35 protein-coding genes are annotated in these 26,213 nt (G+C 58.7%); 20 read left to right on the top strand and 15 right to left on the bottom strand.

Translation table 11 applies throughout. From position 1 onward, the window contains the following. Positions 1 to 85 precede the first annotated feature (85 nt). The 3 genes from HY282_10155 (at position 86) to HY282_10145 (ending at position 2,697) form a co-directional block, all read left to right on the top strand. On the top strand, positions 86 to 502 hold the full coding sequence (locus HY282_10155) for a nucleotidyltransferase domain-containing protein (protein MBI3804110.1): 417 nt from the start codon (positions 86 to 88) through the stop codon (positions 500 to 502). After that, positions 499 to 927 carry a DUF86 domain-containing protein gene (locus HY282_10150; GenBank protein ID MBI3804109.1) on the top strand — a complete coding sequence of 143 codons (429 nt, stop codon included), beginning with the start codon at positions 499 to 501 and terminating at the stop codon, positions 925 to 927. Before HY282_10155 ends, HY282_10150 begins: the two co-directional genes overlap by 4 nt. A 204-nt stretch (positions 928 to 1,131) precedes the next feature. Beyond that, the gene (locus HY282_10145; GenBank protein MBI3804108.1) at positions 1,132 to 2,697 is read left to right on the top strand and encodes a DHA2 family efflux MFS transporter permease subunit; all 1,566 of its coding nucleotides are present in this window, start codon (positions 1,132 to 1,134) and stop codon (positions 2,695 to 2,697) included. Positions 2,698 to 2,787: 90 nt separating this feature from the next. Here the strand turns inward: HY282_10145 and HY282_10140 are convergent, their stop codons facing one another. The 8 genes from HY282_10140 to HY282_10105 form a co-directional block, all read right to left on the bottom strand. Further along, entirely contained in the window at positions 2,788 to 3,105 is a 318-nt protein-coding gene (locus tag HY282_10140; GenBank protein MBI3804107.1) for a hypothetical protein, read from the bottom strand. Positions 3,106 to 3,216: 111 nt separating this feature from the next. Next, on the bottom strand, positions 3,217 to 3,738 hold the full coding sequence (locus tag HY282_10135) for a heme-binding protein (GenBank protein MBI3804106.1): 522 nt from the start codon (positions 3,736 to 3,738) through the stop codon (positions 3,217 to 3,219). 8 nt (positions 3,739 to 3,746) lie between these two features. Then, positions 3,747 to 4,601 (bottom strand): pirin family protein, encoded by an 855-nt coding sequence (locus tag HY282_10130; GenBank protein MBI3804105.1) that lies wholly within the window; start codon positions 4,599 to 4,601, stop codon positions 3,747 to 3,749. Between the two features lie 2 nt (positions 4,602 to 4,603). After that, positions 4,604 to 5,062 carry an OsmC family protein gene (locus HY282_10125; protein MBI3804104.1) on the bottom strand — a complete coding sequence of 153 codons (459 nt, stop codon included), beginning with the start codon at positions 5,060 to 5,062 and terminating at the stop codon, positions 4,604 to 4,606. A gap of 33 nt (positions 5,063 to 5,095) precedes the next feature. Then, entirely contained in the window at positions 5,096 to 6,772 is a 1,677-nt protein-coding gene (locus tag HY282_10120; protein MBI3804103.1) for a hypothetical protein, read from the bottom strand. Positions 6,773 to 6,831: 59 nt separating this feature from the next. After that, positions 6,832 to 7,656: a tRNA (adenine-N1)-methyltransferase gene (locus HY282_10115; protein ID MBI3804102.1), complete on the bottom strand. Its 825-nt coding sequence runs from the start codon at positions 7,654 to 7,656 to the stop codon at positions 6,832 to 6,834. Next, positions 7,653 to 8,549 (bottom strand): adenine nucleotide alpha hydrolase family protein, encoded by an 897-nt coding sequence (locus HY282_10110; protein ID MBI3804101.1) that lies wholly within the window; start codon positions 8,547 to 8,549, stop codon positions 7,653 to 7,655. Before HY282_10110 ends, HY282_10115 begins: the two co-directional genes overlap by 4 nt. Continuing rightward, positions 8,546 to 8,746, bottom strand: coding sequence for a thiamine biosynthesis protein ThiS (locus HY282_10105; GenBank protein MBI3804100.1), 201 nt, complete (start codon positions 8,744 to 8,746; stop codon positions 8,546 to 8,548). The genes HY282_10110 and HY282_10105 overlap by 4 nt, the downstream gene beginning before the upstream one ends. A 262-nt stretch (positions 8,747 to 9,008) precedes the next feature. Here HY282_10105 and HY282_10100 point away from each other — a divergent pair, with 262 nt between their 5' ends. The 3 genes from HY282_10100 (at position 9,009) to HY282_10090 (ending at position 10,468) form a co-directional block, all read left to right on the top strand. Further along, a complete protein-coding gene (locus tag HY282_10100; GenBank protein ID MBI3804099.1) occupies positions 9,009 to 9,413 on the top strand; it encodes a hypothetical protein in 405 nt (134 codons plus the stop codon). Between the two features lie 25 nt (positions 9,414 to 9,438). After that, entirely contained in the window at positions 9,439 to 9,810 is a 372-nt protein-coding gene (locus HY282_10095; protein MBI3804098.1) for a VOC family protein, read from the top strand. 295 nt (positions 9,811 to 10,105) lie between these two features. Next, the gene (locus HY282_10090) at positions 10,106 to 10,468 is read left to right on the top strand and encodes a hypothetical protein (GenBank protein MBI3804097.1); all 363 of its coding nucleotides are present in this window, start codon (positions 10,106 to 10,108) and stop codon (positions 10,466 to 10,468) included. 56 nt (positions 10,469 to 10,524) lie between these two features. Here HY282_10090 and HY282_10085 read toward each other — a convergent pair whose 3' ends face one another. The 3 genes from HY282_10085 to HY282_10075 are packed head-to-tail and all read right to left on the bottom strand — an operon-like array spanning position 10,525 to position 12,520. Next, positions 10,525 to 11,328 carry an ABC transporter permease gene (locus HY282_10085; GenBank protein MBI3804096.1) on the bottom strand — a complete coding sequence of 268 codons (804 nt, stop codon included), beginning with the start codon at positions 11,326 to 11,328 and terminating at the stop codon, positions 10,525 to 10,527. A 9-nt stretch (positions 11,329 to 11,337) separates the two neighbouring features. Then, positions 11,338 to 12,261 carry an ABC transporter permease gene (locus HY282_10080; protein ID MBI3804095.1) on the bottom strand — a complete coding sequence of 308 codons (924 nt, stop codon included), beginning with the start codon at positions 12,259 to 12,261 and terminating at the stop codon, positions 11,338 to 11,340. A gap of 58 nt (positions 12,262 to 12,319) precedes the next feature. Next, positions 12,320 to 12,520: a hypothetical protein gene (locus tag HY282_10075; protein MBI3804094.1), complete on the bottom strand. Its 201-nt coding sequence runs from the start codon at positions 12,518 to 12,520 to the stop codon at positions 12,320 to 12,322. 185 nt (positions 12,521 to 12,705) lie between these two features. Here HY282_10075 and HY282_10070 point away from each other — a divergent pair, with 185 nt between their 5' ends. The 9 genes from HY282_10070 to HY282_10030 all read left to right on the top strand — a co-directional run bounded on the left by HY282_10070 (position 12,706) and on the right by HY282_10030 (position 21,655). After that, on the top strand, positions 12,706 to 16,371 hold the full coding sequence (locus tag HY282_10070) for a tetratricopeptide repeat protein (protein MBI3804093.1): 3,666 nt from the start codon (positions 12,706 to 12,708) through the stop codon (positions 16,369 to 16,371). Then, the gene (locus tag HY282_10065) at positions 16,368 to 16,706 is read left to right on the top strand and encodes a hypothetical protein (protein ID MBI3804092.1); all 339 of its coding nucleotides are present in this window, start codon (positions 16,368 to 16,370) and stop codon (positions 16,704 to 16,706) included. Before HY282_10070 ends, HY282_10065 begins: the two co-directional genes overlap by 4 nt. A 1-nt stretch (position 16,707) precedes the next feature. Further along, positions 16,708 to 17,340: a MotA/TolQ/ExbB proton channel family protein gene (locus HY282_10060; GenBank protein ID MBI3804091.1), complete on the top strand. Its 633-nt coding sequence runs from the start codon at positions 16,708 to 16,710 to the stop codon at positions 17,338 to 17,340. Between the two features lie 3 nt (positions 17,341 to 17,343). Further along, entirely contained in the window at positions 17,344 to 17,931 is a 588-nt protein-coding gene (locus tag HY282_10055) for a hypothetical protein (GenBank protein MBI3804090.1), read from the top strand. After that, positions 17,931 to 18,371: a biopolymer transporter ExbD gene (locus HY282_10050; GenBank protein ID MBI3804089.1), complete on the top strand. Its 441-nt coding sequence runs from the start codon at positions 17,931 to 17,933 to the stop codon at positions 18,369 to 18,371. The genes HY282_10055 and HY282_10050 overlap by 1 nt, the downstream gene beginning before the upstream one ends. Before the next feature lie 2 nt (positions 18,372 to 18,373). Beyond that, positions 18,374 to 19,303, top strand: coding sequence for a TonB family protein (locus tag HY282_10045; protein ID MBI3804088.1), 930 nt, complete (start codon positions 18,374 to 18,376; stop codon positions 19,301 to 19,303). Positions 19,304 to 19,388: 85 nt separating this feature from the next. Beyond that, on the top strand, positions 19,389 to 20,468 hold the full coding sequence (locus HY282_10040) for a phosphotransferase (GenBank protein MBI3804087.1): 1,080 nt from the start codon (positions 19,389 to 19,391) through the stop codon (positions 20,466 to 20,468). Continuing rightward, the gene (locus tag HY282_10035; GenBank protein ID MBI3804086.1) at positions 20,465 to 21,211 is read left to right on the top strand and encodes a nucleotidyltransferase family protein; all 747 of its coding nucleotides are present in this window, start codon (positions 20,465 to 20,467) and stop codon (positions 21,209 to 21,211) included. The genes HY282_10040 and HY282_10035 overlap by 4 nt, the downstream gene beginning before the upstream one ends. 84 nt (positions 21,212 to 21,295) lie before the next feature. Then, positions 21,296 to 21,655: a hypothetical protein gene (locus HY282_10030; GenBank protein MBI3804085.1), complete on the top strand. Its 360-nt coding sequence runs from the start codon at positions 21,296 to 21,298 to the stop codon at positions 21,653 to 21,655. A 14-nt stretch (positions 21,656 to 21,669) separates the two neighbouring features. Here the strand turns inward: HY282_10030 and HY282_10025 are convergent, their stop codons facing one another. Both HY282_10025 and HY282_10020 read right to left on the bottom strand, forming a co-directional pair. Continuing rightward, entirely contained in the window at positions 21,670 to 22,197 is a 528-nt protein-coding gene (locus HY282_10025) for a hypothetical protein (protein ID MBI3804084.1), read from the bottom strand. 27 nt (positions 22,198 to 22,224) lie between these two features. Then, entirely contained in the window at positions 22,225 to 22,551 is a 327-nt protein-coding gene (locus HY282_10020; protein MBI3804083.1) for a hypothetical protein, read from the bottom strand. 272 nt (positions 22,552 to 22,823) lie between these two features. Between HY282_10020 and HY282_10015 the strand changes: the two genes are divergently transcribed. Together HY282_10015 and HY282_10010 are read left to right on the top strand one after the other, a co-directional pair. Continuing rightward, positions 22,824 to 23,510: a DUF3386 family protein gene (locus HY282_10015; protein MBI3804082.1), complete on the top strand. Its 687-nt coding sequence runs from the start codon at positions 22,824 to 22,826 to the stop codon at positions 23,508 to 23,510. Between the two features lie 34 nt (positions 23,511 to 23,544). Then, positions 23,545 to 23,874 (top strand): tetratricopeptide repeat protein, encoded by a 330-nt coding sequence (locus HY282_10010; protein ID MBI3804081.1) that lies wholly within the window; start codon positions 23,545 to 23,547, stop codon positions 23,872 to 23,874. Here the strand turns inward: HY282_10010 and HY282_10005 are convergent. Then, a complete protein-coding gene (locus HY282_10005) occupies positions 23,871 to 24,278 on the bottom strand; it encodes a DUF1841 family protein (GenBank protein MBI3804080.1) in 408 nt (135 codons plus the stop codon). The genes HY282_10010 and HY282_10005 overlap by 4 nt on opposite strands. A 142-nt stretch (positions 24,279 to 24,420) precedes the next feature. On the opposite strand from HY282_10005, the gene HY282_10000 reads away from it, so the two are divergent. From HY282_10000 to HY282_09990, 3 genes are all read left to right on the top strand, one after another. Next, on the top strand, positions 24,421 to 24,726 hold the full coding sequence (locus tag HY282_10000) for a hypothetical protein (GenBank protein ID MBI3804079.1): 306 nt from the start codon (positions 24,421 to 24,423) through the stop codon (positions 24,724 to 24,726). A gap of 90 nt (positions 24,727 to 24,816) precedes the next feature. Further along, entirely contained in the window at positions 24,817 to 25,122 is a 306-nt protein-coding gene (locus tag HY282_09995) for a hypothetical protein (GenBank protein ID MBI3804078.1), read from the top strand. A gap of 86 nt (positions 25,123 to 25,208) precedes the next feature. After that, on the top strand, positions 25,209 to 25,640 hold the full coding sequence (locus tag HY282_09990; protein MBI3804077.1) for a GNAT family N-acetyltransferase: 432 nt from the start codon (positions 25,209 to 25,211) through the stop codon (positions 25,638 to 25,640). 73 nt (positions 25,641 to 25,713) lie between these two features. On the opposite strand, the gene HY282_09985 is transcribed toward HY282_09990, so the two are convergent. Next, positions 25,714 to 26,106, bottom strand: a complete 393-nt coding sequence (locus HY282_09985) for a DUF4383 domain-containing protein (protein ID MBI3804076.1) — start codon at positions 26,104 to 26,106, stop codon at positions 25,714 to 25,716. Positions 26,107 to 26,213: the final 107 nt, after the last annotated feature.

The following is a 26,213-nucleotide window of genomic DNA, read 5'->3' as shown; positions in this document are numbered from 1 at the left end:
GTCCCGTCTTCAAAGAGCGTTTCGGCTTGACAGGCCTCTTCTCGTGTATTTAGATAAAGCGGTTCACATCCAAAGGTGGAATTAAATGGGCGAGAATACGGATGCTGTCGGAGAGATCTCCGAGCGACTGCGTCCTTTATCTCAGCGGGCGGAGCTGCAGTTGGTCATCCTTTTTGGATCGCAAGCGAGCGGTGAGGCGCGGAGCGAGAGCGATATCGATCTGGCCATTTTGGGAGAGGGGCCGCTCGATTTGACTCCCCTCACGGCGGAGGCCATCCGCCTCCTCAAAACATCCCGGGTCGATCTGGTCGATCTTTACCGGGCCAGCCCGCTTCTGAAGAGGGAAGTGGTCCGAAAGGGAAAACTTCTCTATGAAAAACGGCCCGGTGCCTACCTTGATTTTTCTTCTTTGGCGGTCCGCCGTTACATCGATACCCAAAAGCTGCGCGATGCCCGGAAGGATGCGATCGAACGCTTCCTGGAGCAAAGGGGCCTCGCATGACGCCGATCCGGCCTGAGATCCTTCAACGAAAGCTCGGAACGATCATCGACAATCTACAGGCCCTCCGTCCAATCGAGGGACTCTCGCTGTCTGAGTATCGAAAAGAACTCTTTCGGAGAAAAGCGACGGAGCGCCTTCTTCAAGAGCTGATCGAAGCGGCCATCGACATCAATACCCATCTTATTATCCAGGGCGGGAATGACGCTCCCGAAGATTATTACCAAAGTTTTATCAAGCTCGGCGAACTCGAGATCCTTCAAAAGGATCTGGCCGAACAGCTCGCCCCCTCCGCCGGCCTTCGCAATCGCCTCGTCCATCGATACGACGACCTCGATGACGCCCGCATCTTGGAAGCGGTCGGCCTGACCGAAGCCCTTTATCCAAGATATATTCAAGCGGTCGAAGCATTTTTAAAAAAAGGGTAAGGCCGAAATCTTCGAAGGTCCTACCAAGGAATCGGGCCGCGCGCTCCCCTTCACCCTCCTCCCAGCTCGCAAGAACACCCTCGAGTGCATCCCCCGAAACCCCCTCCATTCGTAATGAGACTCATTGTCCCTCCCCCCAATCAAAGCGTAAAATCACTCAGATGACCCACACCAACGCCGGCCTTTATGGAGGTCCTGCCGATCATGGCCGATCCAGCAAGAACGCCGCACCCTTCAATCAATCCCTGGGTGATCGCCATCACCGTCATGTCGAGCACGTTCATGGAGATCCTCGACACCACGGTGGTCAACGTCTCGCTCCCGCATATTGCCGGGAATCTCTCCGCCACGGTCGATGAGTCGACCTGGGTCCTGACCTCGTATCTGGTCGCCAACGCCATCATTCTTCCCCTCACTGGATGGCTGGCGAATTTCTTCGGCCGAAAACGGTTTCTCATCGCCGCCGTCGCCGGATTCACGGCGGCCTCTTTCCTCTGCGGGCTTGCCCCGAATTTACAGACGCTGATCCTCTTCCGGATCATTCAGGGGGCGGCCGGCGGCGCCCTGCAGCCGCTCTCGCAGGCGATTCTGCTCGAAGCGTTCCCCCCGGAGGGCCGCGGGAAGGCGATGGGATTCTGGGGATTGGGGGTCGTAACCGCGCCGATCCTCGGACCGGTCCTCGGCGGGTGGCTGACCGACAACTACAGCTGGCGCTGGGTCTTCTACATCAATCTTCCGGTCGGCATTGTCTCTATTTTAATGACGCGGCTCTTCATCTTCGATCCGGCGTATATTCGAAGGGGATCGGCCCGAATCGACTACGGGGGGATCGGCCTGCTGGCGGTCGGAATCGGCGCGCTGCAGATCGTTCTCGATAAAGGACAGGAAGACGACTGGTTTGCCTCTCACTCCATTACGACGCTCAGCATCATCTCCGCCGCGGCGCTGCTCGTTTTTCTAATTTATGAGCTTCGGGTCCGATCGCCGGTGGTCAACCTGCGGGTCTTCAAGCTCCCGACCTATTCAACCGGCGTTTTTCTGATGACGATGCTCGGCTTCGTCCTTTATGGGAGCTTGGTCCTCCTTCCGCTCTTCCTTCAGACCCTGCTCGGGTATCCGGCGCTGCAGGCCGGCATCGCCATGGCCCCCCGCGGCGTCGGTTCCTTTATCGCCATGCCGATTATCGGGATAATTATGTCGCGGTTCGACCCGAGAAAACTGTTAGGGGTGGGGTTGCTCTCCGCCAGCGGGACCCTCTTCTGGCTGTCGCGATTGAACCTGAACGCCGGCTACTGGGACATCTTCTGGCCGCAGTTTATTCAAGGAATCGCTTTTGGACTCCTCTTTGTCCCGCTGACGACGATTACGATGGATCCGATTGCGCGGGAGCAGATGGGCAATGCCACCAGCATTTTTAATCTCATGCGCAACATCGGCGGCAGCGTCGGGATCTCCCTTGCAACGACGATTCTCGCCCGCCGGGAGCAGCTTTATATTAACCTCCTCGGCGGCCATGTGAATCCGTACAACCTTCAATCCCAGATGACGGTGCAGGGGCTGCAGGGGAGGCTCGCGATGGGGGGGTCGGATCCCCTGACGGCCGAGCGGCAGGCCTATGGGATTCTCTTCGGGATGGTGCAGCGCCAGGCGGCGATGCTCTCTTTTAATGAGCTGTTCCAGCTGATGGGGATCATCTTTCTGGCGGTGGTCCCTTTTCTCCTCCTGATGAGAAGACCCAAGGCACAGGCAGGGGGAATGCCGGCGCATTAATCGTTTTGGATCGAAGCAGCGATCGACGCCGCACGCCTGAACATCCGACTCAGAAGAATGAAATGCAGTGGTTGGAGTTGATTCTCATACTTAATCGATTCGATAAGGAAGCGAGAGGATAAAAAGAGACCCTTTCCCCGGCGCACTCTCGACGCGGATCTCCCCCTTCAACAGGTCGACCAGCTGCTTCACGATCGTCAGACCGAGGCCGCTCCCTTCAAATTTTCGGGTCGCAGTCCCATCAACTTGATAGAACGCCTCAAATATTTTGGGAAGGTCTTCCGGTTTGATCCCGATGCCGGTGTCTTGAATCCGGATCTCCACCTCGCTTTTTTCGGGCCGATCTTCCGTCCGAATTTTAATTCCTCCCTCGGGGGTAAACTTAATCGCGTTGGAGAGGAGGTTCACCAGAATCTGCCGGACTTTGTTCCCATCTGATTGAAGGGTGGGGAAGGGAAACGGCGTTGCCGAGTCGGGATGGACTGTAAAAGAGAAAACGCCTGACGCTCAGAGAGAGGGTTATTTTTCGGAGAAGGTTTCCAGCCCCGCCTTGGCGCACGCTTCGTCGAGGTGGCCTCCCGGGGCGCCGCCGACGCCGATGCCGCCGACCAGCTCTCCTTCGACGACGATCGGCAAGCCTCCGGCGAGAATTAAAATTTTTTCATCCATGTCGCGCAGCCCTTGCAGCTCCGGCTTGTCTTTGAGGGTGTTTGCCAGGTCGGAGGTCGGCCGCCCCAGGCTGGCGGCGGTGTAGGCTTTCTTCGTGCTGCTCTGAATGGTGTGCGGCCCGGCGCCGTCGGCCCGCAGGAGCGACTGGGTCACCCCTTCCCGATCGACGACGGCGACGCTGACGCGGTATCCATCCTCCAAGCACTTTTTCAAGGCGGCGCCGGCGACCTTCACCGCAAGATCGAGCGGAAGACGTGACTGCTTGGGGAGCGACGTCGGCGCGGCGCCGAGGAGAAAGAAAGAGAAGATCGGCGCCATCAGCGCCGCGGCGATGCGCCGCGGGCTCTGTTTTGAAAAATGAACTCGTCTCATCGCCCTCCTCAACGGATAAAGGTCCCCTCACGCAGCTCGCGAAGGGTCTGCTCAATCTCTTCCCGGGTGTTCATGACGAACGGTCCGTAGCGGGCGATCGGCTCGTTCAACGGCTGTCCGGAGACGATCAGGAAGCGGGCCGGCGCCGGGCCGGTCCGAACGGTCAGGTGATCCCCGTCGTCGAGGATTAACATTTTAGGCGCACGGGCCGCGGTTCCCCCCGCCTCAGGAGTAACGCCGAACGTCGCCTCCCCTTCAAAAAGGTAGGCAAAGGCGGCATGTCCCCGCGGGATCGGATGGGTGAACGTCCCCTCCGACGGAACCGACACATCGAGATAGGTGGTGGCGGCGGCGATGTCGGTGACCGCCCCCCGGACCGGACCGACCTCGCCGGCGACGACCCGGATCGTCACGGCGTTCTCTCCATTCCAAATTGGAATCTTCGCCGCCGAGATATCTTGATAGCGGGGGGCCGTCATCTTGAGCCGGGCCGGGAGGTTGACCCAGAGCTGAAATCCGTCGAGCCGCGCGCTCCGCTGCGGCATCTCTTCGTGCAGGATCCCCCGCCCCGACGTCATCCATTGGAGGTCGCCCGGCCCGATCATTCCAGAATTGCCGAGCGTATCGCGGTGCCGCACCGTTCCGGCGAGCATGTAGGTGACCGTCTCAATGCCTCGATGGGGATGCATCGGGAAGCCGGCCAGGTAGTCGTCCGGATCGTCCGATCCGAAGTGATCGAACAGCAAAAAAGGATCGAGCTCGCTCAAGGTCCGGGTGGCGATGCTCCGCTTCAGCCGCACCCCGGCCCCTTCCATCGTCGGCTCCGGGGTAACGACCGTCTTGACCGTCCTGGCTTGATCCATTTTCATCCTCCTGATCGAATATCGACCGTCACCTCGGTGGTAACCGAATTGGCGACAAAACAGCCGTGATGGGCCTGATCGTGCAGCGCTTTCAGCTCCTCGGGTGTCGGCTGCTTTTCCCCCGAGAAGGCGATCTTCGGCCGGAGGGTCACCCGGGTGATTGCAAATCGTCCCTGGGCGTTTTTCTCCAACACGCCGACCGCGTCGTCATGATAGGCATCGATTACAAACCGCTTTCGCGCGGCGATCGCAAGGAAGGTCAGCATGTGGCAGCTCGACAAGGCCGCGACCAGCGCCTCCTCCGGATTCACATAGTTCGGATTGCCAAGGTAGTCCGGCGCCGCCGACGCCGAGAGTTTTACCCCCCCGGCAAACGTCCAGAGGTGATCCCGGCTGTATTCCTGGTAGGAGAAGGCTTCGGTCTCCCGCTCCCAATCGATGGCAACCTGATGTTCAGACATTTCTTTTAATCTCCGTTCAATCTTTAATCTCTGTTAATTCACGTCGGGGGTCGGCTCTTTCTCCGAGGGACGCTCCCCCGTTTGGGCGGCGGGCGCCTTCTCCAGAAAGACCTTTGCCTCGACCAAAGCGGTCCGGTTCCCGTCCGCCTGTCCGGCCAACGCAACGAGCTTTTCGTAATAGCCTCTCGCCTGCTCAAGCTTCTCCGCACGCTCGGCGGCGCGGGCGGCGCCGTAGAGGCTGTTAAATCGGTTCGGCGCAACCTGGAGCGATTTCTCGAATTCGGCCAGCGCCGGCTCCAGATCGCCGACCTCCATAAGGAGGTCCCCCAGCATCTCGCGCGCCGGGAGGATCGGACCGGGGGTCATCGGATGTTTCTCCAGCGACCCCTCCAGGTCGACCGCCGCCCGCATGTGAACCAAGGCGCGGTCATGTTTGCCGTCGGCATATTCATTCCAGGCCGCCGCCTCTTGAAGGAGCACCTCCACCTGGTCGGCCCAATAGCGCTCTTTCGCCTCCAGCAGGCGATCTCGGACCGACTTCAACACTTCCAGCTCCCCTTGTCCTTCGATCAGGCGATGGCTTCGGGCCGCGCCGACGGAACGGGCGAAATAGATGATCGCCTCCGCATAGGGATAGCGGCTCGGCTGCGCCGGAAGCGCGATCGCTTCGGACCAGCGGCGGCGCTCGATCAGATAGCGGACGGGGATCGCCGAGAGAGCATAGGCGGCGGTGAGGCTCTCCTCCTTCGAGCGCGGAATCGAACGGAGCTCATTGAGGATCGCCTGAACTTTCTGATCTTGTCCTTTCTGCAGATAGGCATAGACGAGATAATCCATCGCGTGAAGCCGCGCGTCGGGGCTCCCCTTCATCTTCTGGTGGGCGGCCGCCTCGGAGGCGCGGTTTGATTCGATCGACTCGTCCCAGAGCCCCAAACGGGTGAAGATATGCGACGGCATATGAAGCGCATGGGGAACCGACGGGGCGATCTTCGCGTAGCGCCGCGCGACCTCGAGCCCCTGCGGGGCAAGCTCCGGAGAGTCGGTGGCGTGGATCAGGTAATGGATCACCCCCGGGTGGTCAGGAGCCTCGGCGAAGATCGGACGGAGGAGCGCCACCGCCTTTTTCTGGTTTGCATGCTCCTGATCGGTTCGCGGCGCGGTCGCCAGGAGCGAGAGGGAGTAGAAGAGCGTCCCTTCCCGATCGTCGGGGTATTTCGTGTGAAGCGCCTCCATCGCGTTTTTGTACGATTCGGCGCGGGTCTGGTGATCGACCCGATCCGAATCGTGGTAGAAGGTCTCGATGGCGGCGAGGTAGGCCCGCTCCCGCTCGCTCTTGCTCCCGAGCTTTTTCGCCCGGACCGCGAAGGTCCACCCCCTTCTCAAGTCATGCGCGGATGGCGGCTCCCAAAGCGGATGATAGTGCGCCATCGCAATCCCCCAATATCCCATCGCACAGTTCGGGTCGGTCTGGATCACCGAGGTAAAGGCCTGCTCCGCCTCGGGATACCAGAAGGAGTGGAGCAACGCCACCCCCCGGTCGAACGTTTTCTGAACGGTTTTTTTACAGGTGATCGGAAATTCGGCCTGGCCAATCTGCTCGGCATGCTCCGTCGGAGCCTTTGTTTTCGGAGATTTCTCCTTCGCCGATAGAAACTGCGCCGGAAGGAGGGTTAGAAGAAATAAGAAAATAAAAAGGAGAGATATCCTCATTCAGTTCGATCCCATTACAGAAAGGTTTATGCACGCGCTGTTGCGGAGCGGTTGGTCGTTCAGGTCGCCGGCTCCGGCGGCGGGGTCGCCTCGCCGGAGGCATGCCGCTTGAGCCGTCGGGCCGTGGTGATAAAGCCCGAATGGGCGACCATCCGAAGATCGGGACGGACGCTGCGGCCGTCGATGTTCCACCCCCGCAGCAGCGTCTCGAACGTTTCGATATAGGCGAAGCCTTCTCGCCGCAGCGCCGCGACGACGAGCTCGATCTGCGGAACGGTCGGGACGAACGAGAGGAAGATCCCGCCGGGGCGAAGCTTGGCGGCGGCGTGCGGCACCACCCGCTGCGGCTCCGGCAGATCGAGAACGACCCGGTCGATCTCCGCCTCCTCGATCCCTTCGTAGACATCTTGCTGGCGGACGAGCAGGCGGTCGGCCATGATCGATTGGCCGAGGTAGGCTTCGATGTTCGCGACCGCCCGGCGGGCGAAGTCTTCGCGTAGCTCATAGCTGACGACCCGCCCCTTCTCCCCAACGGCGTTTAAGAGGGCGATCGTCAATGCCCCCGAGCCGATCCCCGCCTCCAGAACGGTGGCGCCGGGATAGATGTCGGCCCACATGCAGATCAGCGCCAAGTCTTTCGGATAGAGGATCTGGGCGCCGCGCGGCATGTGAAGGATATATTCGGCGAGGGTCGGACGGAGGATAAAAAAACGGGTTCCGCGCGAGAGGGTGATTTCGCTCCCCTCGTCGAGTCCGATGATCGCATCGTGCGCAATCGTCTCGCCGCTGAACTGAAAGAGTGCCCCCGCCTTCAGGAGCAACGGATAAGGATCGCCCTTTTTATTGATCAGATGAATTCGCTCTCCGGAGGCCAACGGTCTCATGGCGCCACCCGCTCCATCAATCGACAAAAACTGCAGACCGCTCCCTGCGTCGGCTGGCCGCAGCTTCGGCACGCTTGAGGGCTTCCCTCCGGCGGGGCGGTCGCGGCGGCTCGCTCCCGCCCTAAAAAGCCAAGATAGAACCGATGCTTCGTCCCGGGGGAGGCCTCTTCGAGCTTGTTGAGGACCTCTTTATAAAGGAGGGTCTTCGCCCCCTTCGACATCGGGCACTCCTCGACGATGTAATCGATCCGGTGGACGACCGCATAGGCGGCCAGCTCCCGCTCGGCGAGCCGATAGAGCGGCTTTACCTTCCTCGCCCAGGTTCCCCCCTCGTCGGAGAGCACCGGCGACTGCTTCTCAAGATAGCTCTCCTGCCACTGAAGGACATTGCCGAGAAGGCGAGAGGCTTCGTCGTCGAGATTATGGCCGGTGGCGACCACGGGGAAGCCCCGCTCCATCGCAATCCGGTTGAAGTGATAACGCTTCATCGTCCCACAGGCGGAGCAGGCGGGGCGGGCCGTCTCCTCCGCGATTTCGATCACGCCGAGGCCATACGCCTCTTGGTAGGCATGGATGATCAGCTCGGCGCCGCGCACCTGAGCGAAGTCCTCGACCTTCTTTTGCGAGAGGGCCGAGTAGTCGCCGATGCCGAGGTTTAAGTGCAGGCCGGCGGTCCGGTAGCCAAGCTTGATCAGAAGGTCCCAAAGGGCGAGTGAATCTTTTCCCCCCGAGACCGCCACCATCACCGGCTCATCGCGCCGGAACATCTTTCCATCGTGAATCGCCTTCTCGACCTGGCCGCGGACATAGATGTCAAAACAGCGGGGACAGAGGGCGATGTTGTGCCGCGGCATCTTGATGACGGCGGGGGTCTCGCACTGACGACACTTCATCGGCTCCCTCCGGAGATGACCGGGCGGATCTCGACGATCTGGTCATCGGAGAGGACGATATCTTCCGTCACGAGCTCATCCCCGCGAATCACCAGATGGGCCTCTTTGGCCAGATTGAGCTCCTTGAGGAGCATCGCCACCTGTTTGGGGCCTTTGAGCGTGACCTCACGCGTCGGATGGTAGAGCTTAATTTTCATAAGGGGTATCATAGTCAAATCAAACGAGAAATGCAATTTTGAGTAGGATGGAGCGGAGCCGACCGGAGGGTGCGGATATTTGCTTGCGTTTTTTCTTATCTTTCGCTATCTTTCAAAGGTTTGAACGTTCAGCGTCGGACTCTATCGGTCTCTTTCTGATTTTTATCCATTCGATGTCTGGAGATGTTTAGGGAGATGTCTAGAGAGATGTCTAGAGAGATGTCTAGAATAGAACGCCGCAATCAACGACAAGGAGTTCACGATGGATATTGAACGGGCTACTTATTTTGTGATTGCAACGGAAGATCGTCCGGGGCAGCTCGCCCGCTTCTCGAAGAAAATGTCGGAAGATGAGATCAATCTCGCCGGGGTCTGGTGTTTCGGGACCGGCCGCGGAAATGCCGAGATCATTGCCATTCCACGCGATCCGCATGTTTTCAAGAAGGCGGCGCGGGAGGCAGGCTGGAGCACCAAGGAGGGAAGCTGCTTCCATCTGACCGGCGAGGATCGGGCCGGGGCGCTGGCCGACACGCTCGACCGAATCGCGCAGGAAGGGATCAACCTCCACGCCGTCGATGCGATGGGGTTTGAGGAGCGCTACTCGGCCTATGTTTGGTGCGATGAAAAAGATGTCGAAAAGCTCCGGAAGGTGTTAAAGGGATGGTAGCCACTTCACTTTAGAGGAGGTTCCGATGCCGAAAGTCATTTCCGATTCCTGGGTCATGGCGGGGGTTCGCGACATGAAGAAGTCGGTCGCTTTCTATGCAAAACTCGGTTTGAAACCGGCGATGGCCCGCCCCTTTTACGCCGAGCTGAACCTTCCGGGCGGGACGGTGCTTGGCCTCCACTCGATCGGAAAAGAGGCGAAGCAAAGCGGCTCCCGGCGGATGTCCGACGGCGGCTGGGGGATTATGCTCCGGGTGAAAAATATCAAGAAGGTCGTCGCCGATTTGAAGAAGAAGCGGGTCCGGTGCAGCAAAATCGAGACGGCCCCCGGCGGCGCCGATTTCGCCTCCCTCTACGATCCCGACGGCAATCGGCTCACCTTGGTTGAAATGGAATAAGCTTTATTACATCGCCCCTTGTCTTCAATATAGATAAGGTGACCGGGAGGCCGGATTGCCGCGATAGCGTCGTGGGCGACCCTAAAACCTGGATATCGACCCGTTAAGGCCGGTTAAGAATAGATAGAAGGACGTGACCAGGTCCATGGCCGAAATGGCCCGGCCGTTCTCGCTATTTCATCTTTACTTCAACCCTTCCCAAATTCCCAGCCCAATTACTTTTCTTAAACTGATACCTCTTGATCCCCCTCTCTCCTTTTCGCTACAATTATATAGGTTCTATTGAGGAAGAAAAATGGCACTTCGACTGTTTTACATGGCGGTGCTTCTCGCCCTCACGATGCTTTTCCCCTTCTTTCCGACGATTGGACTTTCGGCAGAGGGGACGACGCCGGCGGTGGCGAAGGCGCAGAAACGAAAGGAGTTGGAGGAGATCCAGGGGAAGATCCTGAAGATCGAGCCCGATTCCAAGCTGATCCATGTCGGGCCGAAAACACTCGGCCGGAGCAGAGCGCTGAAGGTCAGCGATCAGACCGAGATTACGATTGAAGGAAAGCCGGCCACCTTTCCTGAATTGCGCATGGGGGACAAGGTCCGAATCCGGTATGCCGCCTCCGAAGGGGAGAAAACCGCTGCATCGATCGAAGTACTCAGCTAAGCCTCTTTTCTATAAAGAAACATAGAAATCGTGCCGAGAGCATTACCATCCCCTCTTTATCGACTTCTGACATCCATCCGATCCCGCAGCGCCTCCCCCAACAGATTCAACCCCAACACCACGAAGAGAATCGCCAGCCCCGGCACCGCGGTCAGGTGGGGAGCGAGCAGCAGAAAAGATCGGCCGTCGCTCAACATCGCCCCCCAGCTCGGCGTCGGCGGCGCCACACCCAGCCCTAAAAAAGAGAGGCTCGCCTCGGTTACGATCGCGCCGGCGATTCCGAACGTCGCTTCGATTAAAAGCGGGGCGGCGATATTCGGGAAAAGGTGCCGTAAGATAATCCGGAGGGACCCCGCCCCCAACGCCCGCGCCGCCGAGACATAATCGGTCTCACGGACCACCAGGATCTGTCCGCGGACCAGCCGCGCATAGCCGACCCACCCCATCGCGGCCAGCGCAATCACAACATTCCGAAGGCTCGGCCCCAAGATCGCCGCCAACGCGATGGCGAGGAGAATCCCGGGAAAGGCGAGGAAAACATCGACCAGCCGCATGAGCAGCTCATCGACCCAGCCGCCGAAGAAACCGGCGAGCGCCCCGACCAGCGCGCCGATCGAAAGCGAGAGGACGACGGTTGTCATCCCGACAATGAGCGAAATGCGCGCACCGTAAAGAAGGCGGCTGAGAAGATCCCGACCGAGTTTGTCTTGCCCGAGCAGGTGGGCCGCGGAGGGAGGGGCCAGCCCCTCTTTTAACTGCAGCTCGAACGGGTCATTCGGCGCCAGCAGAGAGGCGAAGAGGGCGGCGTTCAAGAAGAGGATCAGAATGCCGACGCCGATTGCAATCCGTTTGTCTCTCATCCCATCCCCTTAGGATTCATACTGGACCCTCGGATCGACCGCGGCATAGAGAAGATCGATGAGGAGATTCACCGCAATGTAGGAGAGGGTAATTGCCAAAATGCATCCTTGGACCAGCGGATAATCCCGGCTCTGGATCGCTTGAATTGTCAGCCGCCCGAGGCCGGGCCAAGAAAAGATCGTCTCGGTGATGATCGAGCCGGTCAACAGTGCGCCGATTTGGAGACCGACGACGGTCAAAAGCGGAATCAGCGCATTTCGAAAGGCATGCTTCACGATCACACGATGCTCCGGAAGCCCCTTCGCCCGAGCCGCCAAGACAAACTCTTTGCGAATCACCTCCAGCAGCGTGGCACGGGTCATTCGGAGCAGGATCGCCGACATGCCGATCCCAAGGGTAAGGGCGGGCAAAACCAAGGAGGAGAGGCCATGACGACCGGAAACGGGAAGCCAATCGAGCTTCAGCGAGAAGAGCAGGATCAACAGCGGACCGAGCCAAAAGGTCGGCAATGAGATTCCGATCAAAGCAAGAAGAAGACCCCCCGTGTCGACGGCGGAGCGGGGACGCAGGGCGGAGAGTATTCCCAGAGGAAGCGCAATCGTCAACGCAAGGGCCAGGGCGGCGGCGGCAAGCTGAAGGGTGGCAGGGTAGCGGGCGAGGATCATCCCGGCGACCGGCCGGTGGGTGGTGAGGGATTGGCCGAAATCACCCTGAGCCACCCCGCCGAGAAAACGGCCGTACTGGGTGAGGATCGGCTCGTCTAAGTGGAGGGCGGTTCGCAACGCGGCGCGGTCGGCCTCCGCCGCGCGCTCCCCCAACAGCACGTCGATCGGGTCTCCCGGGATGAAATGGATTAGAAAAAAGACGAGCGTGAGAACCCCAAGAACAACCGGACAGGCCCAGAGAAGTCGGCGTATCAGGAAATGAGCCATCGTCTTCTCATGAGGGAAGGGGCAAAGCGGCTCGGAGTGCGTTTAAAAAGCGGGACGATCAGTCGCCCTCGGTCCCGATCAGCCGGAAGCCGAAGAAAATCACGATCCCGGTCAGGACGATGATATAGGCGCTGAAAATCCAAAAGATCTTTACCCGCGTCTGAAAAAGCTGATATCCGACGAAAAGGGCTGCGATCGCACCGATGATGCAGGCCATCGTAAAGAAGGCCAGAACAATTTTTCTCCGCTGCGGGGTCATCCCTCCGACTCCGATCCGTTTTTTGAAGGAATTATTCCACAAAGCCTCGGACGTTTCAAGCTCAAAAAATCGTCGCCCTTCCTGCGTCGTACAAATACCAGATCGACATGAGACTTTCTTGACAAAGTGGGATTAAATGATAAATTTTGATCAGTTCAAAACCCTTTTGTTATCCGTAAGGAACGATGTTTCGAAGAGCATTTCTTTTTGCCTCTTTTATTCCCTTCCTTTTGCTTTTTTTCGTCCGTTTTGGATGGGCCAAGGGACCGAGCGATGCGGTCTCTTGGTCGGCATTGGAGGGGGAGACGCTCCAGATACTCAAGCGCTACTCCTCTGATCCGGCGCTGGCCCCTGCCGCTTCCCTGGAACAGCGGATCGGCTTTTATCTCGATGCCGGCCTCTGGTCGTCGGCCGAACAGCTCCTCTCCGGCGCGCCGCAGCGAGAAGCACGGCCGCTGATAATGAAGCTGTATGCCAGACAGGGACGTTTCGGCCTCGTCTATGCCGCCTATAAGAAAGACCCCTCCCCCTTCCTCAATGACCCGGCGCTTTTAGTGATCGCCGGCGAAGGCGCCCTTCAGCAAAAAGCATACGTCGATGTCCTGACGCTGCTGGAGCCGATTCCCGCGTCAAGCCGATATGCCCCTCACCGCTTTTATCTCTCGGCCCTCGCTCTTTTCGCCCTCGGCGACAAAGCAGGCTTTCAAGCGGTGATGGAACGATGGGTTCGATGGGGAGAGGCCCACCCGGAATCCCCCTGGTCGGCCCGCGCCCATCTATTAAATGGATACCATCAGCTCGCTCAGAAATCGTACGACCTCTCCTTCGCCAGCCTCGGCCAGCTTTTTAGCGAGAATGCATACGCCGACCTGGCGATGCTCGGAATCGGCTGGGCCTATTTCGAAATGGGCTCGCCTGAAAATCTTCTCAGCATTTTGGAAGGGGTGGAAGAGGGCGGGACCGAGAGCCGCCACTCCGATCAGATTTTTGAGATCCTCAGCCGCTATCAGCTCCATCAAGGAGATCTCCCCGGAGCGATTGAGACCGGCGAGCGGGCCAAAGCGGGACTGCGACGGCGGATCGCGCAGCTGGAGAACAAGGCCGACCGGATTCGCCGGGATGAGATCCTCCCCTCCCCCGTCTTTCCCCCCGGATCTCTTTTGAAGGCGGCGCTGCTCCGCCTAAAACAGCAAATCGAGCGAGAGCAGCAGGTCGGGGAGCGGCAGGAGGTGACACCGCTTCTGCAGCGGATCAATCTCTCGCTCCGCCAGACGGCCCTCTTTCTCCTACAGGAAGAGGCGCGAGCCGCGCGCAAGCAGGAAGAGAAGCTGACGGCGGAATTGGCCCGCCGCTGCATGGCCCTTCAAAGTGCGGCGAACGCCGAATCCCAGAACCCCGATCCGCTTTATTTGCAGGCCCGTGCCGCTGCCCTTCAAGGGAAAAAACAGGAAGCGGAGGCGGCCTTGAAACAACTTCTTGACGCCGCCCCGACCGGTCCGACCGCTGAAGAGGCGACGTATCGGCTTGGCGAATTTTCTTTTGAGCGGGGAAAGTATGCCGAGGCGATCGCCTATTATCGGCCCCTGGTCGACCGGCCGGGATCCTCTCTTCACCTCCGGTCTCTCTACAAAACCGCCTGGAGCCACTACCGCCTGGGACATCCGAAGGAGGTCATCCCGCTGGCGCTCCAACTCTGGCTCCCCTCCCAATCCCCGGTAGAGTTGGGAGAGACCCCCTGTCGATCGGCGACGACGCCCGAAGAGCGGCAGGAATACCTCCGGCTCCTGGCACTGGCCCTTCGGTCGGACGGCGGCGCGGCCCGGCTGATCCACTGGCTCCGGGGAAACGCGTCCTCCAACGCCTTCTCGCTCGTCTCGGACATGGCGATATATCAGAAAACGGAAGGGGAGAAAAAGGAAGCGCTTCAATTGATCCAGGCCTGGGTGTCGGCCTATCCCCTCTATGCAGAAACCCCGCTTCTTCATCGCACCTTGATCGACCTTTACAATGAGCCGTCGCTTGCTTCAAGCCCTGAAGCGCTCCAGGCCCGCATCTCGTTCATCGAGAATTACCGGCCTGACGCCGCGTGGGCCAAGGAGAACAGCCCGGAGAGAATCGAAGCGGTCAAGCCGCTCCTCAAAGAGCAGATCCGATTTCTAATGACCCACTTCCATGGGGAGGCGAAGAAAGCGCAACGGGCGGCGCTCTATCAAAAGGTCCTCCCCTGGTATGACCTCTATCTGCAACTCTTTCCCGCGGAAAAGGAGACCGGGGAGATCGACTTTCTCTATGCGGAGCTCCTCGGCGAGATGAAAGAAGAGCGGCGCGCGGCGGCGCGCTATCGGGCAAGCGCCTACGTCGATCCGCCGCATCCGCTGGCGGCCGAGGCGGCCTATCGAGAGGTCTTGATCCTAGAGCGGCTCTTTCACTCCACCGATCCCGATCTCTGGGAGGGGTATGCCCGCTTCATCCAGGGCTTTCCATCCGACAGCCGAATATCCCAGATTTACCTGAAACAGGCGGAACGCGCATTTCAGGAAAGGGATTACGACAAAAGCCGGCAGTTCGCGGAGGCGGTCGCGATGGAGGAAGGGGCACACGACTGTGCGAAGGAGACGCAGCGAGACTGCATCGTCTGGATTGCGGCACAAAAGCTGATTGTGCAGGGATATCTCAATGCGAAAGAATATCCTAAAGCGATTAAACAGATCAAAGAGCTGCTCTATCGCTCCACAGAGAAAGAATTGCCGCTCCCCGAAAAGGAGACGACGGCGCTCCAAAACCTCTTGGTCCTCTCGTATTACCAACAGGGAGAGTCGCTCAAACAACAGGGTCGTCTCCTGGAAGCGGCCGGTTCCTTCTCCGACTCCTACCGCGAGAACAATCAAAACGAGCTCTCACCGCTGGCGCTCTTCGAGGCGGCTTCGCTCTGGAAGGCCGGCGGGGAGCAGGCCAAGGCGGAGAAAGCGTTTGCTGCTTTCACGGCCGATTATCCCAAGTCGGCCCTCTATCATCCGGCGCTGCTGCAACTCGCCTCCCTTTACGAAGAGACCGAGCGGCCGGAGGAGGCCGCCGAAATTTATGAGGCGGCGGGGCGGCAGCGCAACGATCCGGCCTTCTCCCTTCAAGCGCTCGATCAAGCGTTGGCCCTCTATGAAAGAATGGAAGCGTGGGAGAAGGTCGCCCTCGTCGCCTCCGAGTGGGTCGAGCGCTCTCAGGGAAATAAAGAGCGGCAGATCGACGGGATGGTGCGCGGGGCCGAGGCCAAATTGAACCTCGGAGACGAAAAGGCCGCCGAGAAGATGTTGGGCGACGCCATCCGGCTCTCCGCACAACGGACCCCCCCGAAGAAGTCGGCCCGCCCGGGTCAAGACGCCCCCTCTTTCTATCTGGCGAAGGCGCACCTTCTCCTCGCCGACATCGAGATCAAGCGCTACGAAGAGATCAACCTCGTCGCCCCGCTTGAGAAAAACCTTCACCGGAAAAAAGTGCTCTTCGACCGGCTGCTCCATGACTACGGCGAGGCCTCCGGCTATCCATCTCCGGTATTGGCCCTGGCGGCGACCCACCGTCTCGGGGAGGTCTTCGAGGAGTTCAGCCGGGCGCTCCTGCAGTCGGAGCGCCCGCGAAAGCTCTCACAAGAAGAGCGGCAGGCCTATGACCGTCTTTTAACCGAACAGGCGCTTCCTTATCTTCAGAAGGCGGAGGAGGCCTATCGGCAAAATATCGATTGGGCGAAAAAGGCGGGGATCGAGAGCGAGTGGGTAGAGAAGAGCCGGGAGCGGTTCCAGCAGATTCACCAGCAGATCGAGTCGTCCCGCTCCGGGGCGCAGGAGGCCCTGTTTCGATGAGAAAGGATCGCTTCCTCCAAAAAATAGTTCCGGTCCTCGTCTCCTGCGTCACTCTCTGGTCCCAGGGGCTCGCGTGGGCGGCCGACCCGCCGCCCGAGAAGACGATTGTTCTCGATGAATCGCGGATCAAGGGGGAGAGCGCTCCGGGCAAAGAAAGCGGCGGGGGAGGCCCCGCCGATGCGCGTCCGGCCCTCTCGACCCATCTGGCATGGGAGGGAGAAGAGGGAGAGGAGACCGACCTCTCCCAAGAGATCCTCCGACAATTAACCCAGCCCGATTCGTTGTTCCTCAGTGGAGAAGGGCTGGAAGAAGGCGACTTGAACAAAGGAGATTGAAATGGAAATCATCGACATGCTGACGGCGATCGCGCGCGGGGGAGGGGTCTTTATCTATCTCATCCTTTTTATTTTGGTCTTCGGAACGGCGATCGTCATCGAACGGACCCTCTTCATCAAACGCTCCAAGGTCAATGGGACCGCCCTCCTCGCCACGGTCCGGGAGGCGCTACAGACCGACCATCGGGAGCAAGCTCTCCTCGCCTGCCGCAACGCAAAAGGGCCGCTCGGCGTCGTCTTCGCGCGGGGCCTCTCTGAGGCGGTCTCGCCGGTTCGAAAGGAGACGGTGCAAGGGGCGGTCGATGAAGCGTTGTTGGAAGTGCTTCCCCAGATTGAAAAGCGGGTCGACTACCTTCCCACCCTCGCAAACATCGCCAACCTCCTTGGGCTGCTCGGAACGATCTTGGGCCTGATCAAATCATTTCAGGCGATCGCGGTCGCCGACCCCGCCCAAAAAGGGGCGCTGCTGGCGCAAGGGATCTCCACCGCCATGTATGCCACCGCCTTCGGATTGATGGTCGCCATCCCGCTGATGTTTTTTTATACCTTAATTCAATCCCAGACCAACCAACTGCTCGATCACCTCGAGGAGTACAGTTACAAATTCGTCAAAGCGGTTTCCGAGCAGGGGTAATCGATGCGTCGTTCGCTCTTCAAGAGGAAAAAAAAGGAGCGCGCCGAGGGGGCGCTCCTGTCGTTCAAGCTCGGGTATATTAACCTGATGATCACACTGGTGCCGTTTTTGTTGAGCATCGCCGTCTTCTCCCGTCTGGCGATCCTTCAGCTGAATCTTCCCAAATTGGATGTTCCCGCGGACGAGGTCTCCCTCCAGGCGCCGGGTGCGCCCCGCTCGACCCCCTTCGCCCCGACCGTCGCAATTGAAGAAGAGGGGATCGTCGTCTCGAATGGAGCGGAGCGGATCGCCTTCGTGAAACATCGGCCGCCCGGCCCCGCCGACGGAGCCGGCGCGCCCGACGTGGCGGCCCTCTCGGCGGTGATGCAGGAGTTGAAGAGAGCCCATCCCGAGGCGAAAGAGGTCGTTCTCTTAAGCCTGCCGAAGACCCTTTATGCCGATCTGGTCGCGGTGATGGATGCCTGCCGGTCGATCAAACCTGGCAAACTTGGCAAACCTAGCAACCCTGGCACAACGGACAACACCGACGCGGGACGGGCGAAGGGCTTTGAGCCGCTCTTCCCCGACGTTTCGCTGGGGGAGGTCTCCTGATGGTTCAGCGGCGGATCCGACGGCGGGAGGTGAAGGTCCCCTATCTCAATCTGATTTCGCTGATGGACATGTTCACCATCTTGGTGATCTTTCTTCTCTTCCAGGCGTCGAGCGACGGAGAGGTCCTCACGATCGCCCAGGGGGTGCTTCTTCCGATTTCCACCGCCTCGCAGTCCCCGCAGCGCTCCCTTACGGTCACCGTGACGCTGAAGGAGATCTTGATCGACGGCCTCCCGATCGCAGATGCGCAGACCGTGCTGCAGGCAAAAGGTCCCCTCATCGAGCCGCTCCGCGCCCGGATTGCGGCAGCGAACGGGAAGAAAGCGACGATCCTGGGGGATCGGACGATTCCATTCTCCCTTCTGAAGAAAGTGATGGTCACCTGCACCGAGGCGGGGATCGAGCAGATCTCGCTCGCCGTCTTGAGCCGGGAGTCATGACGATGACCAACGAGACGCTCCTCTTCGACAGCGATCGCTCCTTCCGGCGCATTTTTGCCGCCTCGCTGGCATTCTATCTTCTGCTGGCAATCTCAATCCATTTTCAAGGGGAAGCGCTCCCGGTGATACTCTCGGCCCCTCGGACGGAGGAGTCCCCTCGGATCGCCCGCCTTCTCGTCGAGCCGCAGAAAGCGGTTCCCCCTCCCAAAATCGAACCGGTCAAGATCGCACCGCCGAAGGTCGATCTACCGAAAGTGGCGAAAGTGGAAAAACCGCTCCCCCCGGTCGAGAGAGCGGAGAAAGGCTCCCCGGCATCGGCCGATATAAAAACATCCGCTTCCGCGGCGCCGCACGAAGAAGCGATGAAGAAGACCGGCTTGCTCGGATTGCTGGGGGGAAGCAAAGGGACCGGATCGGCGATCGGGAAGGGATTTTCGTCATTGAAAGAGATTCCGCCCCCTTCCGGGGAGAAAAAAGTCGCCTCCGCGGCGCCGTCCACTTCTCTTCCGTCGTTTGCTCAAGAGCAGATCGAACAGATCCGACAGCGGACCCTCGCCGATCAGGAGAAAAAGATGACGCAGACGCGGCAGGCGGTCGTCGCCGAAGACCTCTCCCAGGCAAAGATCACGCAGGAGGGGGGCGCGCACAATCAGGAAGCTCTTTCGGAGGTCGTCCATCAGAACCGGGGAAAGCTGCTGGCGCTCTACAACAAACAGCTTCAAAGGAAACCCGATCTGCAGGGATTCCTGACCGTGGAATTCGTCATCTCCGCCCAGGGACAGGTGACGCAGTGTCGCATCGTGACCTCTTCCCTCTCCGACCCGACCTTTGAGCAGTCGGTCCTCCAGGAGATCCTCCGTTGGAAGTTCCCATCGATCGATCGGGGAACGACCACCGTCCTCTATCCCCTCTCTTTCTCCCCCGTCGGATAGGACCGCGCCCGGCGCTTTTATCCCGCGGCGGGTGAATTGACACGAAAAAAAATTAATGGCAGAATAAAACGGCTTTGGGATATCCATGATCGATTTAGATCCGCTCCAGAAAATCTTAAAAGAGACCCTCGGTTTCTCGGTTGACAAACTGATCGCAACCCGGCTCACCGGGGATGCTTCGAATCGAAGTTACTACCGGCTCTCCGGTCTGGCGGGCGGGTCGGCCCCTTCGCTGATCTTGATGGTGCTGGCCGAGCCGGAAGGCTTCAAGGCTTCCGAAGAGGCGGTGAGCGGCACCGGCACCCCGATCACGGAGCTTCCCTTCATCAACATTCAGCGCTACCTGCATGCCCGCAAGGTGGCGGTTCCGGAGATTCTCTTTTACGACACCGCGCGCGGGTGGCTCTTCCTTGAAGATCTCGGCGATATCACCCTGGCCGAAACCATTCAGAATCAGGACGAATCGGTCGTTCGATCCTATTATCAAAAAGCGATCGACACCCTGCTCGACATTCATTTGGAAACGTCGACCGGCGGGGAGGGCTGCATCGCGCACCACCGCGCATTCGACCCGGCGCTCTTCGTCTGGGAGTTCGATCACTTTATTGAATATGGCATCGAAGCCCGGAACAACGGCCCGATTCCGGAGAAGCGGAAAAAAGAGATCCGCGCTTATTTTTCCGACATCGCCCTTCGGCTCGCCTCCCTCCCGCAGGTCTTCACCCATCGCGACTATCACAGCCGAAATTTAATGGTCCAGCCCGATCCCGCCGGCGCCCGGATCCGCGTGATCGATTTTCAGGACGCGTTGATGGGCCCTCCGCAGTACGACCTCGCCTCGTTGCTGCGCGATTCCTACATCGACCTGCCGGAAGCGTCGATCGATGCGCTGGTCCGCTATTACCTGCAGCAACGGGAGGCACGTTCGGGAGAAAAAACGCAGGAAGAGATGTTCCGAGAGTATTTCGACCTGGTCAGCATTCAGCGCAATCTCAAGGCGGCCGGCCGGTTCGTCTACATCGATCGGGTCAAGAAAAACGACCGGTTTCTGCAGTACGTTCCGCCCACCCTCCGCAAGGTCAAACGCAATCTCCAGAAGTACCGTCGGTTGACCCCCCTCCATGAACTTCTTTCCGAATATGTAGAGGAGTTGCAATTGCAATGAAGGCCATGATTTTGGCCGCCGGCTATGGCACGCGGCTTCGCCCTCTGACCGACGACACCCCCAAACCGCTTCTTCCGATCGCACAACGCCCCCTGATCTATTACAGTCTCTTGCTCTTAAAAAAATATGGAATCACCGATGTCTTTATCAATGTCCACTACCTCGGCGATAAGATCATCAAAGAGATCGGAAATGGATCCCGGCTTGGAATGAACATCACCTATTCCGAAGAGTCGCAGATCTTGGGGACCGGCGGCGGAATCAAAAACATCCAGGCGGCGATCGCGCGGGGGACCTTCATCGTCCTGAATGCCGATATCCTCATCGACATCAACCTCGACAAGCTGGTCGAATTCCACCATCGAAAAAAAGGGGGGGCGACGTTGGTTCTTCGTGAAGATCCCGCGGTCGATCAATACGGTCCGATCGACCTCGACCCGAAGGACCAGATTCGAAACATTCTGGGCAAACTCCCCTGGAAGGGGGAGAAGGCGAGACGGATGATGTTTACCGGCGTCCATGTCCTGGAGCCGCGGGTCATGGATTACATTCCCGCACGGACCTTTTATTCGATCACCGATGCCTACGTCGAAATGCTCCGTCGGGATGAAAAACTCTTCGGCTATGTGACGCGGGGATACTGGAATGACATCGGCGAGATCGAGCGCTACAAAAAGGCCGACCGCGATCTGAAACAGGGGAAGGTCCGCCTCGGCCACATCCGATCGGAGACCGCGGTATAAAAGAAGACGATATCCAGAAGTCAGGCGTCAGATTGATCGCTTCCGGATGCGGATGCCCGGCTTCTTCACTGGACGGAACCGATGATTCTCGAAGAAATCGAAGAAAACCCGAATTGCCCGCCGGCCGACATGATGCGCTTTCGGGAGACCGGCCCGGCAAAACGGGTTCTCCAGGTCCGCCTCTATCACGAAGACCCCGACGGCCGGTGGTATCGGGTCACCGGATGGACCGACCATACGGCGGAGCCGACCGCCGAGGCTTTCATCCAGCCGGTCGAAGACTCCGGCAGCGGCGTCGCCTACCTTTTATATAGCGCCGGCAACTGGGGGCTTCGCTTCAAACGCGACCCCGAGGCTCCCTGGAGCCTAACCGACGCAAGCCAATGGGGGGAGCCGTTTTTGTTGTTGGGTGAGATGCAGGATGTGATCGCGGCGCCCTCTTAAATCCTCTCCGGACATTAAAGCGCGTTCAATTGGGTCAGCGGCTTCGCTTTGAGGCGGGTCCGAAGGACAATCTGGACCCCCTTCGCCGACATCGCTTCGTCGGCCCAGACATACCCGATCGCCCCCTCCGACTCCCGCACCGCTTGGAGGACCTCTGGACCGTCTTTTCTTAAGATCGGCCCCTCGGTGCCCCCCATAAAAATCAGATGCATCCAATGCCTCGAATAGTCGGCCTTCGAGATATGGAGCACCTCATGGAGGAACTGCCGCCGAATTTCTTGGTCTTCACTCTGATCGATCGGCTTAAGCCGCCGTCTTCCGACAAATTCCACGTCGCCGAGGTAGATTCTTCTCACCTCTTCCAACGAAAGGACCTCCCCCGCCAGACCGGGATGAACAATGATGGCAATCTCCCGGCTGTTTTCGGCGCCGGCCGGTCTGAAGAAAAGGCTCAACAAAATAATCGATAGGCAAAGCGAAACCCATCGGAGGGCGGGGGTTTTGATCCTCTTTACAATGAAGCGGTTCATTGTAGGACGCATTCCCGAAGGGGGCTCTCATTTTCTTACTTAGTATGTCCGCTGCTCGGTCCGAAAGGCCGCTTCATCTTCGGGGGTATAGCCGAAGAGGCCCGGTGCAAGGGAGGCGACATAGTAGACCGGACGGACGATCAGATAGTCCAGCGCCACCCCGACGGGGTGGAGAACGAAGGCGACCAATCGGAACGGATGGCCATACGAGGTCGCATTGGCCGGCGTGTCCGACGCTTGCGCGACCGGCGCGGTATGAAGGTCGACCGTTCTCTGTTTTCCGGCACATCCGGCCAATAAGAGCGCGCTCAAGAGCCCTCCCACCAAAACCAAGCGAATTCCGAGAGTCCAGTTCAATGTCTTCACCGAAAACCTCCTTAGTCAGAAAAGATCGATCAACGCCCAAAGAACGACCCACGGCGGCCACCGCCACACTATTTGAAAACGATTTTGTTGAAGACAAGCGTGCAAAGCTCAGGCCCGGCTGTAGCAGGAGCACGATCGCTGCCTGGAAATTCATTTTGGGAAAAGCGGCACCCTACTTCACAAAAGTCATTTTATTTTGCATGACCGCCCCTTGTGTTCGTCGAAATGATCTGGTTATAATCCGGTTAACTTTAATCAACGGAGGGATTGCCATGGAACTCTATCAGCGATCGCAAACGGAAACGAATATTCAGGATGATCCAGCGGCCAGGGAGCTGCTTCGGAGCGCATTTGAGAAAACCTCCCGCTGGGGGAAAGACTTTCCCGGTTTCTCAGCCGATCTGGTCGTGAACCAGAACGGAAAGACGACGAAGGGAAAGGTCAAAATCAAATCGCCCAAAGAGACGGAGGTCACCCTCGAAGGCCTTCCCGCCGAGGATGGGCTGGTGAAATGGGCCCAGAACCAGATCGGCATGATGGCGGTTCATCGGGCCCACCGCTCCTTCGACGAATCCGACGGGAAATATACCCTGAGCTTTGCGGAAGCCACAGCGGACCATCCGCTCGGCCGCCAGATCGCCATCAATGGCGATGGAATGAGCTCCCGCTATCGGATTAAAGACGATCGGATCCAGCAGATCTCCCGCGGCATGGGAAAGATGAAGTTTACGATCAATATCGAGGAGGCGATGACCACCTCCGACGGGAAATTCCTCACGACCCATTATGTCGTCTTCTACTTTTCGCCCGAGGGCGCGGTGACCCAGGTCGAGAGCTTTACCGATCGGCCGTTCGAGCTGAAGGGGACCTATCTTCCGGGATACCGCCGAATCATCTCCAACGACGGCGGGGAGGTGGTCGTCCGGGAGCTGCTCTTCAAAAATCATCAGCTTCTATAAGGAAGGACGTTTTCTCGTGACCCGCCTGGAGCGGATGAGGAAGCTGGTCGAGCTCGATCCGAAGAGCGAGATTACCCACTTCGGATTGGGACAGGCCTGTTATGACGAGGGGCTCTTCGAGGAGGGGGCCGCTTCGATGGGCCGGGCGATCGCAATCAAGCCCGACTACACCGCGGCGTATGAAATTTTAGGGCGCTGCCTGGAGAAGATCGGAAAGCTGGAAGAGGCGAGAGCCATTTACGAGAAGGGGATCGAAATCGGAGGTCAAAAAGGGGATATGATTCCGACGGAGAAGATGAAGGCGCGGCTCAATCGGGTCCAGGGGAAGCTGGCCTCGCCCGACGCGCCGACCGGAACATCCTAGGCGCGGGTCTCCCGCTCCATCAGCGCCTTGAGCTCTTCGACATAGGTCCCCTCCTCCAGCGGTCCGCCGCGGCGAACGGAGGTGAAATAAAGCTGCCCCCAAAGGCCGGCGATATGATGGATCGCCTCATGGCGCGGGAGCCCTTTTTCGAGGAGCGCTTTGAAGACCTGCTCCACCTCCTCCGGCTCCTGGTGGAAGAGCTGCTTCTCCACCGACACATGAAGTCCGGTGTGGACCAGCGGATTGACGATGTAATCATCGATCTCTTGGGGTTGGAAAGCGGCCTCTCCCTGGGGCCAGAAGCGGTCGAATTCGGGATGAAGCCGCATCACATCGGCAATCATCTCCGCGTCCCCCGAGAGCTCTTCCCCTTTTTTCGTCCGCTCCCAGATCCGAAAATACATTGAAAGGGCTTCCTTTGAAAAAAGATAATCCATGTCCGTCCCCGTTAAAGAGTAAAGAGAGCCAAATCTTAGCAGAGTCTTCCTCGGATGATCAAGATCGATTTCAAACGACACAACGCCAGGGAATAGACGGAGGAGAGGGATGACGCAGCAGGAGAGGGAAGATTTCGAGCAGTTTGTCTTCCGGCATGCCAACAAGACCTTAATCGACTATGCGCTGGGCCATGACATCTTCGATAAGGTGATTGAGCAGCGGCTGAACCGAATAGAGAAAAAGTATTTTCTCAACCTGGCCGAGGAGGAAGAGGCCGAGCTTCTCGATGCCCGCCCCACCGCCCCAAGCGACGCCACGCGGAGGAAGATCGATCGGCTGCTCGACAACGCAAGAAAAGCCAAGGAGATCCTCGTGAGAGAGATCGCATCGCTCACGGAAAGCGGCGCTCGGTAATGATCCCTTTTCCGGTCCCTTTTGTAAATAGAAGGGGGGCGGAAAAGATCGCTCGGCGATTGAATGAGGGCGTTCTAGGAAAGGAGCATAATGAAACGATTTGGGTTTTTGTGGCCGCTTGGCTTCCTCGCCGGCCTGGCATTGGGAAGCGTTGCAACCCGTTTTGATGGAATCCGCCCGCTTGATGCAGAGGCCGCGGCGCCGGTCAAGGCGGTGCGCGCCGAAGCTTTTGAATTGGTCAACCAACAAGGTCAGCTCCGTGCGAAGCTCCAGGTGGGAGCCGACGGGGAGCCGACCCTGGTCGTTTATGATAAAAATGAGAAGCCGACCGCGGCATACGGTCTGAACGGCGACAACCCCGTGCAAAACTTCCTCGGCGGAATCCTAAAGCGATAGCCCCGCCTCCTCCACCTTCGGTGACCGAAACCGTGACCATTCAAATCAGAAAAGCGCTTCCGGATGAGGCCAACCCGATCGCCTCAATGGTGAAAGCACTCACCGATGAAATCACCGAGGCGATCGGCGAGCAGCAGTTTCATATCGACCGCTCGGAGACCGCGGCGCGATGCCGACGATTCTTGGAGCAGGAGATCTATACGATCTACCAGGCCGTTCAGATCGATTCGACCGATCAGGAAGCGCCGATCGGATTCATCACCCTTTGTGAGAGCCATGCGCTGTATACGGAAGGGGCCTTCGGAATCATCCAAGAGCTCTACGTCAATCCCGCCCACCGCGCCAAAGGAATCGGGAAAGCGCTGTTAGCGGCCGCCGTCCATCACGGCAAGAAAAAGGGATGGACCCGGCTCGAAGTCTGCACCCCGCCCCTTCCCGCCTTTGAGGGAAGCGTCCGGTTTTATGAACGCCAACAGTTCGAGATCACCGGCGGCCGGAAAATGAAGGTGCGGTTGTAAACGTCTTTGACATGGATCGCGGGGCCGTCTGCGCCCCCCTGATCAGCCAACGCAACCGGCGCCTTCACGCTCGTTAACCTCGGGCCGGCGCTCCGTGCATCGGCCGATGGGTCCCATAGACCCGGCTAAAACCGAAATAGAGAAACGCCGCCGCAAGGATCAGGTGAAGCCAATCATCCGCTCTATTCATCACCATAAATCCGAGAGAATGGATTCTCGGCATAAAGAACCCGACCAGGGCGAGCAGGCCGTAGATCACACCAAACACCTTGGAAAATTGTCTCGCCTGGACTTCACCACTCGATGCGAAAACAATGGCCAGGATACCTGAGATCAGATGAATCCAATTGTGCGGAGTATTGACCAGGAACAGCCCCAAGATGGGATTCTGAAAGAATCCCCAAATTCCGATAATGACAAAAATGATTCCGAGCGTCAACACGCTCTTCGATAGGGTTGACATCATTTCCTCCCTCTTTAATGACCGGCCTTTTCCTTTCACAGGAATGAGCCGCATTTACTACCTCATTTTTATTTTATTGCGGATGCAACTCGCATACAATTCCCCCGATC

Source organism: Candidatus Manganitrophaceae bacterium, from assembly GCA_016200325.1.
Lineage (GTDB): Bacteria > Nitrospirota > Nitrospiria > SBBL01 > Manganitrophaceae > Manganitrophus.
The sequence above is the reverse complement of the archived record's forward strand: the minus strand, read 5'-3'. Positions and strand labels throughout refer to the sequence as shown.

Coding starts and splice junctions, on each gene's coding strand:
- HY282_10155 (MBI3804110.1), top strand. CDS start 86: ATGGGCGAGAATACGGATGCTGTCGGAGAGATCTCCGAGCGACTGCGT.
- HY282_10150 (MBI3804109.1), top strand. CDS start 499: ATGACGCCGATCCGGCCTGAGATCCTTCAACGAAAGCTCGGAACGATC.
- HY282_10145 (MBI3804108.1), top strand. CDS start 1,132: ATGGCCGATCCAGCAAGAACGCCGCACCCTTCAATCAATCCCTGGGTG.
- HY282_10135 (MBI3804106.1), bottom strand. CDS start 3,738: ATGAGACGAGTTCATTTTTCAAAACAGAGCCCGCGGCGCATCGCCGCG.
- HY282_10130 (MBI3804105.1), bottom strand. CDS start 4,601: ATGGATCAAGCCAGGACGGTCAAGACGGTCGTTACCCCGGAGCCGACG.
- HY282_10125 (MBI3804104.1), bottom strand. CDS start 5,062: ATGTCTGAACATCAGGTTGCCATCGATTGGGAGCGGGAGACCGAAGCC.
- HY282_10120 (MBI3804103.1), bottom strand. CDS start 6,772: ATGAGGATATCTCTCCTTTTTATTTTCTTATTTCTTCTAACCCTCCTT.
- HY282_10115 (MBI3804102.1), bottom strand. CDS start 7,656: ATGAGACCGTTGGCCTCCGGAGAGCGAATTCATCTGATCAATAAAAAG.
- HY282_10110 (MBI3804101.1), bottom strand. CDS start 8,549: ATGAAGTGTCGTCAGTGCGAGACCCCCGCCGTCATCAAGATGCCGCGG.
- HY282_10105 (MBI3804100.1), bottom strand. CDS start 8,746: ATGAAAATTAAGCTCTACCATCCGACGCGTGAGGTCACGCTCAAAGGC.
- HY282_10100 (MBI3804099.1), top strand. CDS start 9,009: ATGGATATTGAACGGGCTACTTATTTTGTGATTGCAACGGAAGATCGT.
- HY282_10095 (MBI3804098.1), top strand. CDS start 9,439: ATGCCGAAAGTCATTTCCGATTCCTGGGTCATGGCGGGGGTTCGCGAC.
- HY282_10090 (MBI3804097.1), top strand. CDS start 10,106: ATGGCACTTCGACTGTTTTACATGGCGGTGCTTCTCGCCCTCACGATG.
- HY282_10085 (MBI3804096.1), bottom strand. CDS start 11,328: ATGAGAGACAAACGGATTGCAATCGGCGTCGGCATTCTGATCCTCTTC.
- HY282_10080 (MBI3804095.1), bottom strand. CDS start 12,261: ATGGCTCATTTCCTGATACGCCGACTTCTCTGGGCCTGTCCGGTTGTT.
- HY282_10075 (MBI3804094.1), bottom strand. CDS start 12,520: ATGACCCCGCAGCGGAGAAAAATTGTTCTGGCCTTCTTTACGATGGCC.
- HY282_10070 (MBI3804093.1), top strand. CDS start 12,706: ATGTTTCGAAGAGCATTTCTTTTTGCCTCTTTTATTCCCTTCCTTTTG.
- HY282_10065 (MBI3804092.1), top strand. CDS start 16,368: ATGAGAAAGGATCGCTTCCTCCAAAAAATAGTTCCGGTCCTCGTCTCC.
- HY282_10060 (MBI3804091.1), top strand. CDS start 16,708: ATGGAAATCATCGACATGCTGACGGCGATCGCGCGCGGGGGAGGGGTC.
- HY282_10055 (MBI3804090.1), top strand. CDS start 17,344: ATGCGTCGTTCGCTCTTCAAGAGGAAAAAAAAGGAGCGCGCCGAGGGG.
- HY282_10050 (MBI3804089.1), top strand. CDS start 17,931: ATGGTTCAGCGGCGGATCCGACGGCGGGAGGTGAAGGTCCCCTATCTC.
- HY282_10045 (MBI3804088.1), top strand. CDS start 18,374: ATGACCAACGAGACGCTCCTCTTCGACAGCGATCGCTCCTTCCGGCGC.
- HY282_10040 (MBI3804087.1), top strand. CDS start 19,389: ATGATCGATTTAGATCCGCTCCAGAAAATCTTAAAAGAGACCCTCGGT.
- HY282_10035 (MBI3804086.1), top strand. CDS start 20,465: ATGAAGGCCATGATTTTGGCCGCCGGCTATGGCACGCGGCTTCGCCCT.
- HY282_10025 (MBI3804084.1), bottom strand. CDS start 22,197: ATGCGTCCTACAATGAACCGCTTCATTGTAAAGAGGATCAAAACCCCC.
- HY282_10015 (MBI3804082.1), top strand. CDS start 22,824: ATGGAACTCTATCAGCGATCGCAAACGGAAACGAATATTCAGGATGAT.
- HY282_10010 (MBI3804081.1), top strand. CDS start 23,545: ATGAGGAAGCTGGTCGAGCTCGATCCGAAGAGCGAGATTACCCACTTC.
- HY282_10005 (MBI3804080.1), bottom strand. CDS start 24,278: ATGTATTTTCGGATCTGGGAGCGGACGAAAAAAGGGGAAGAGCTCTCG.
- HY282_10000 (MBI3804079.1), top strand. CDS start 24,421: ATGACGCAGCAGGAGAGGGAAGATTTCGAGCAGTTTGTCTTCCGGCAT.
- HY282_09995 (MBI3804078.1), top strand. CDS start 24,817: ATGAAACGATTTGGGTTTTTGTGGCCGCTTGGCTTCCTCGCCGGCCTG.
- HY282_09990 (MBI3804077.1), top strand. CDS start 25,209: ATGGTGAAAGCACTCACCGATGAAATCACCGAGGCGATCGGCGAGCAG.
- HY282_09985 (MBI3804076.1), bottom strand. CDS start 26,106: ATGATGTCAACCCTATCGAAGAGCGTGTTGACGCTCGGAATCATTTTT.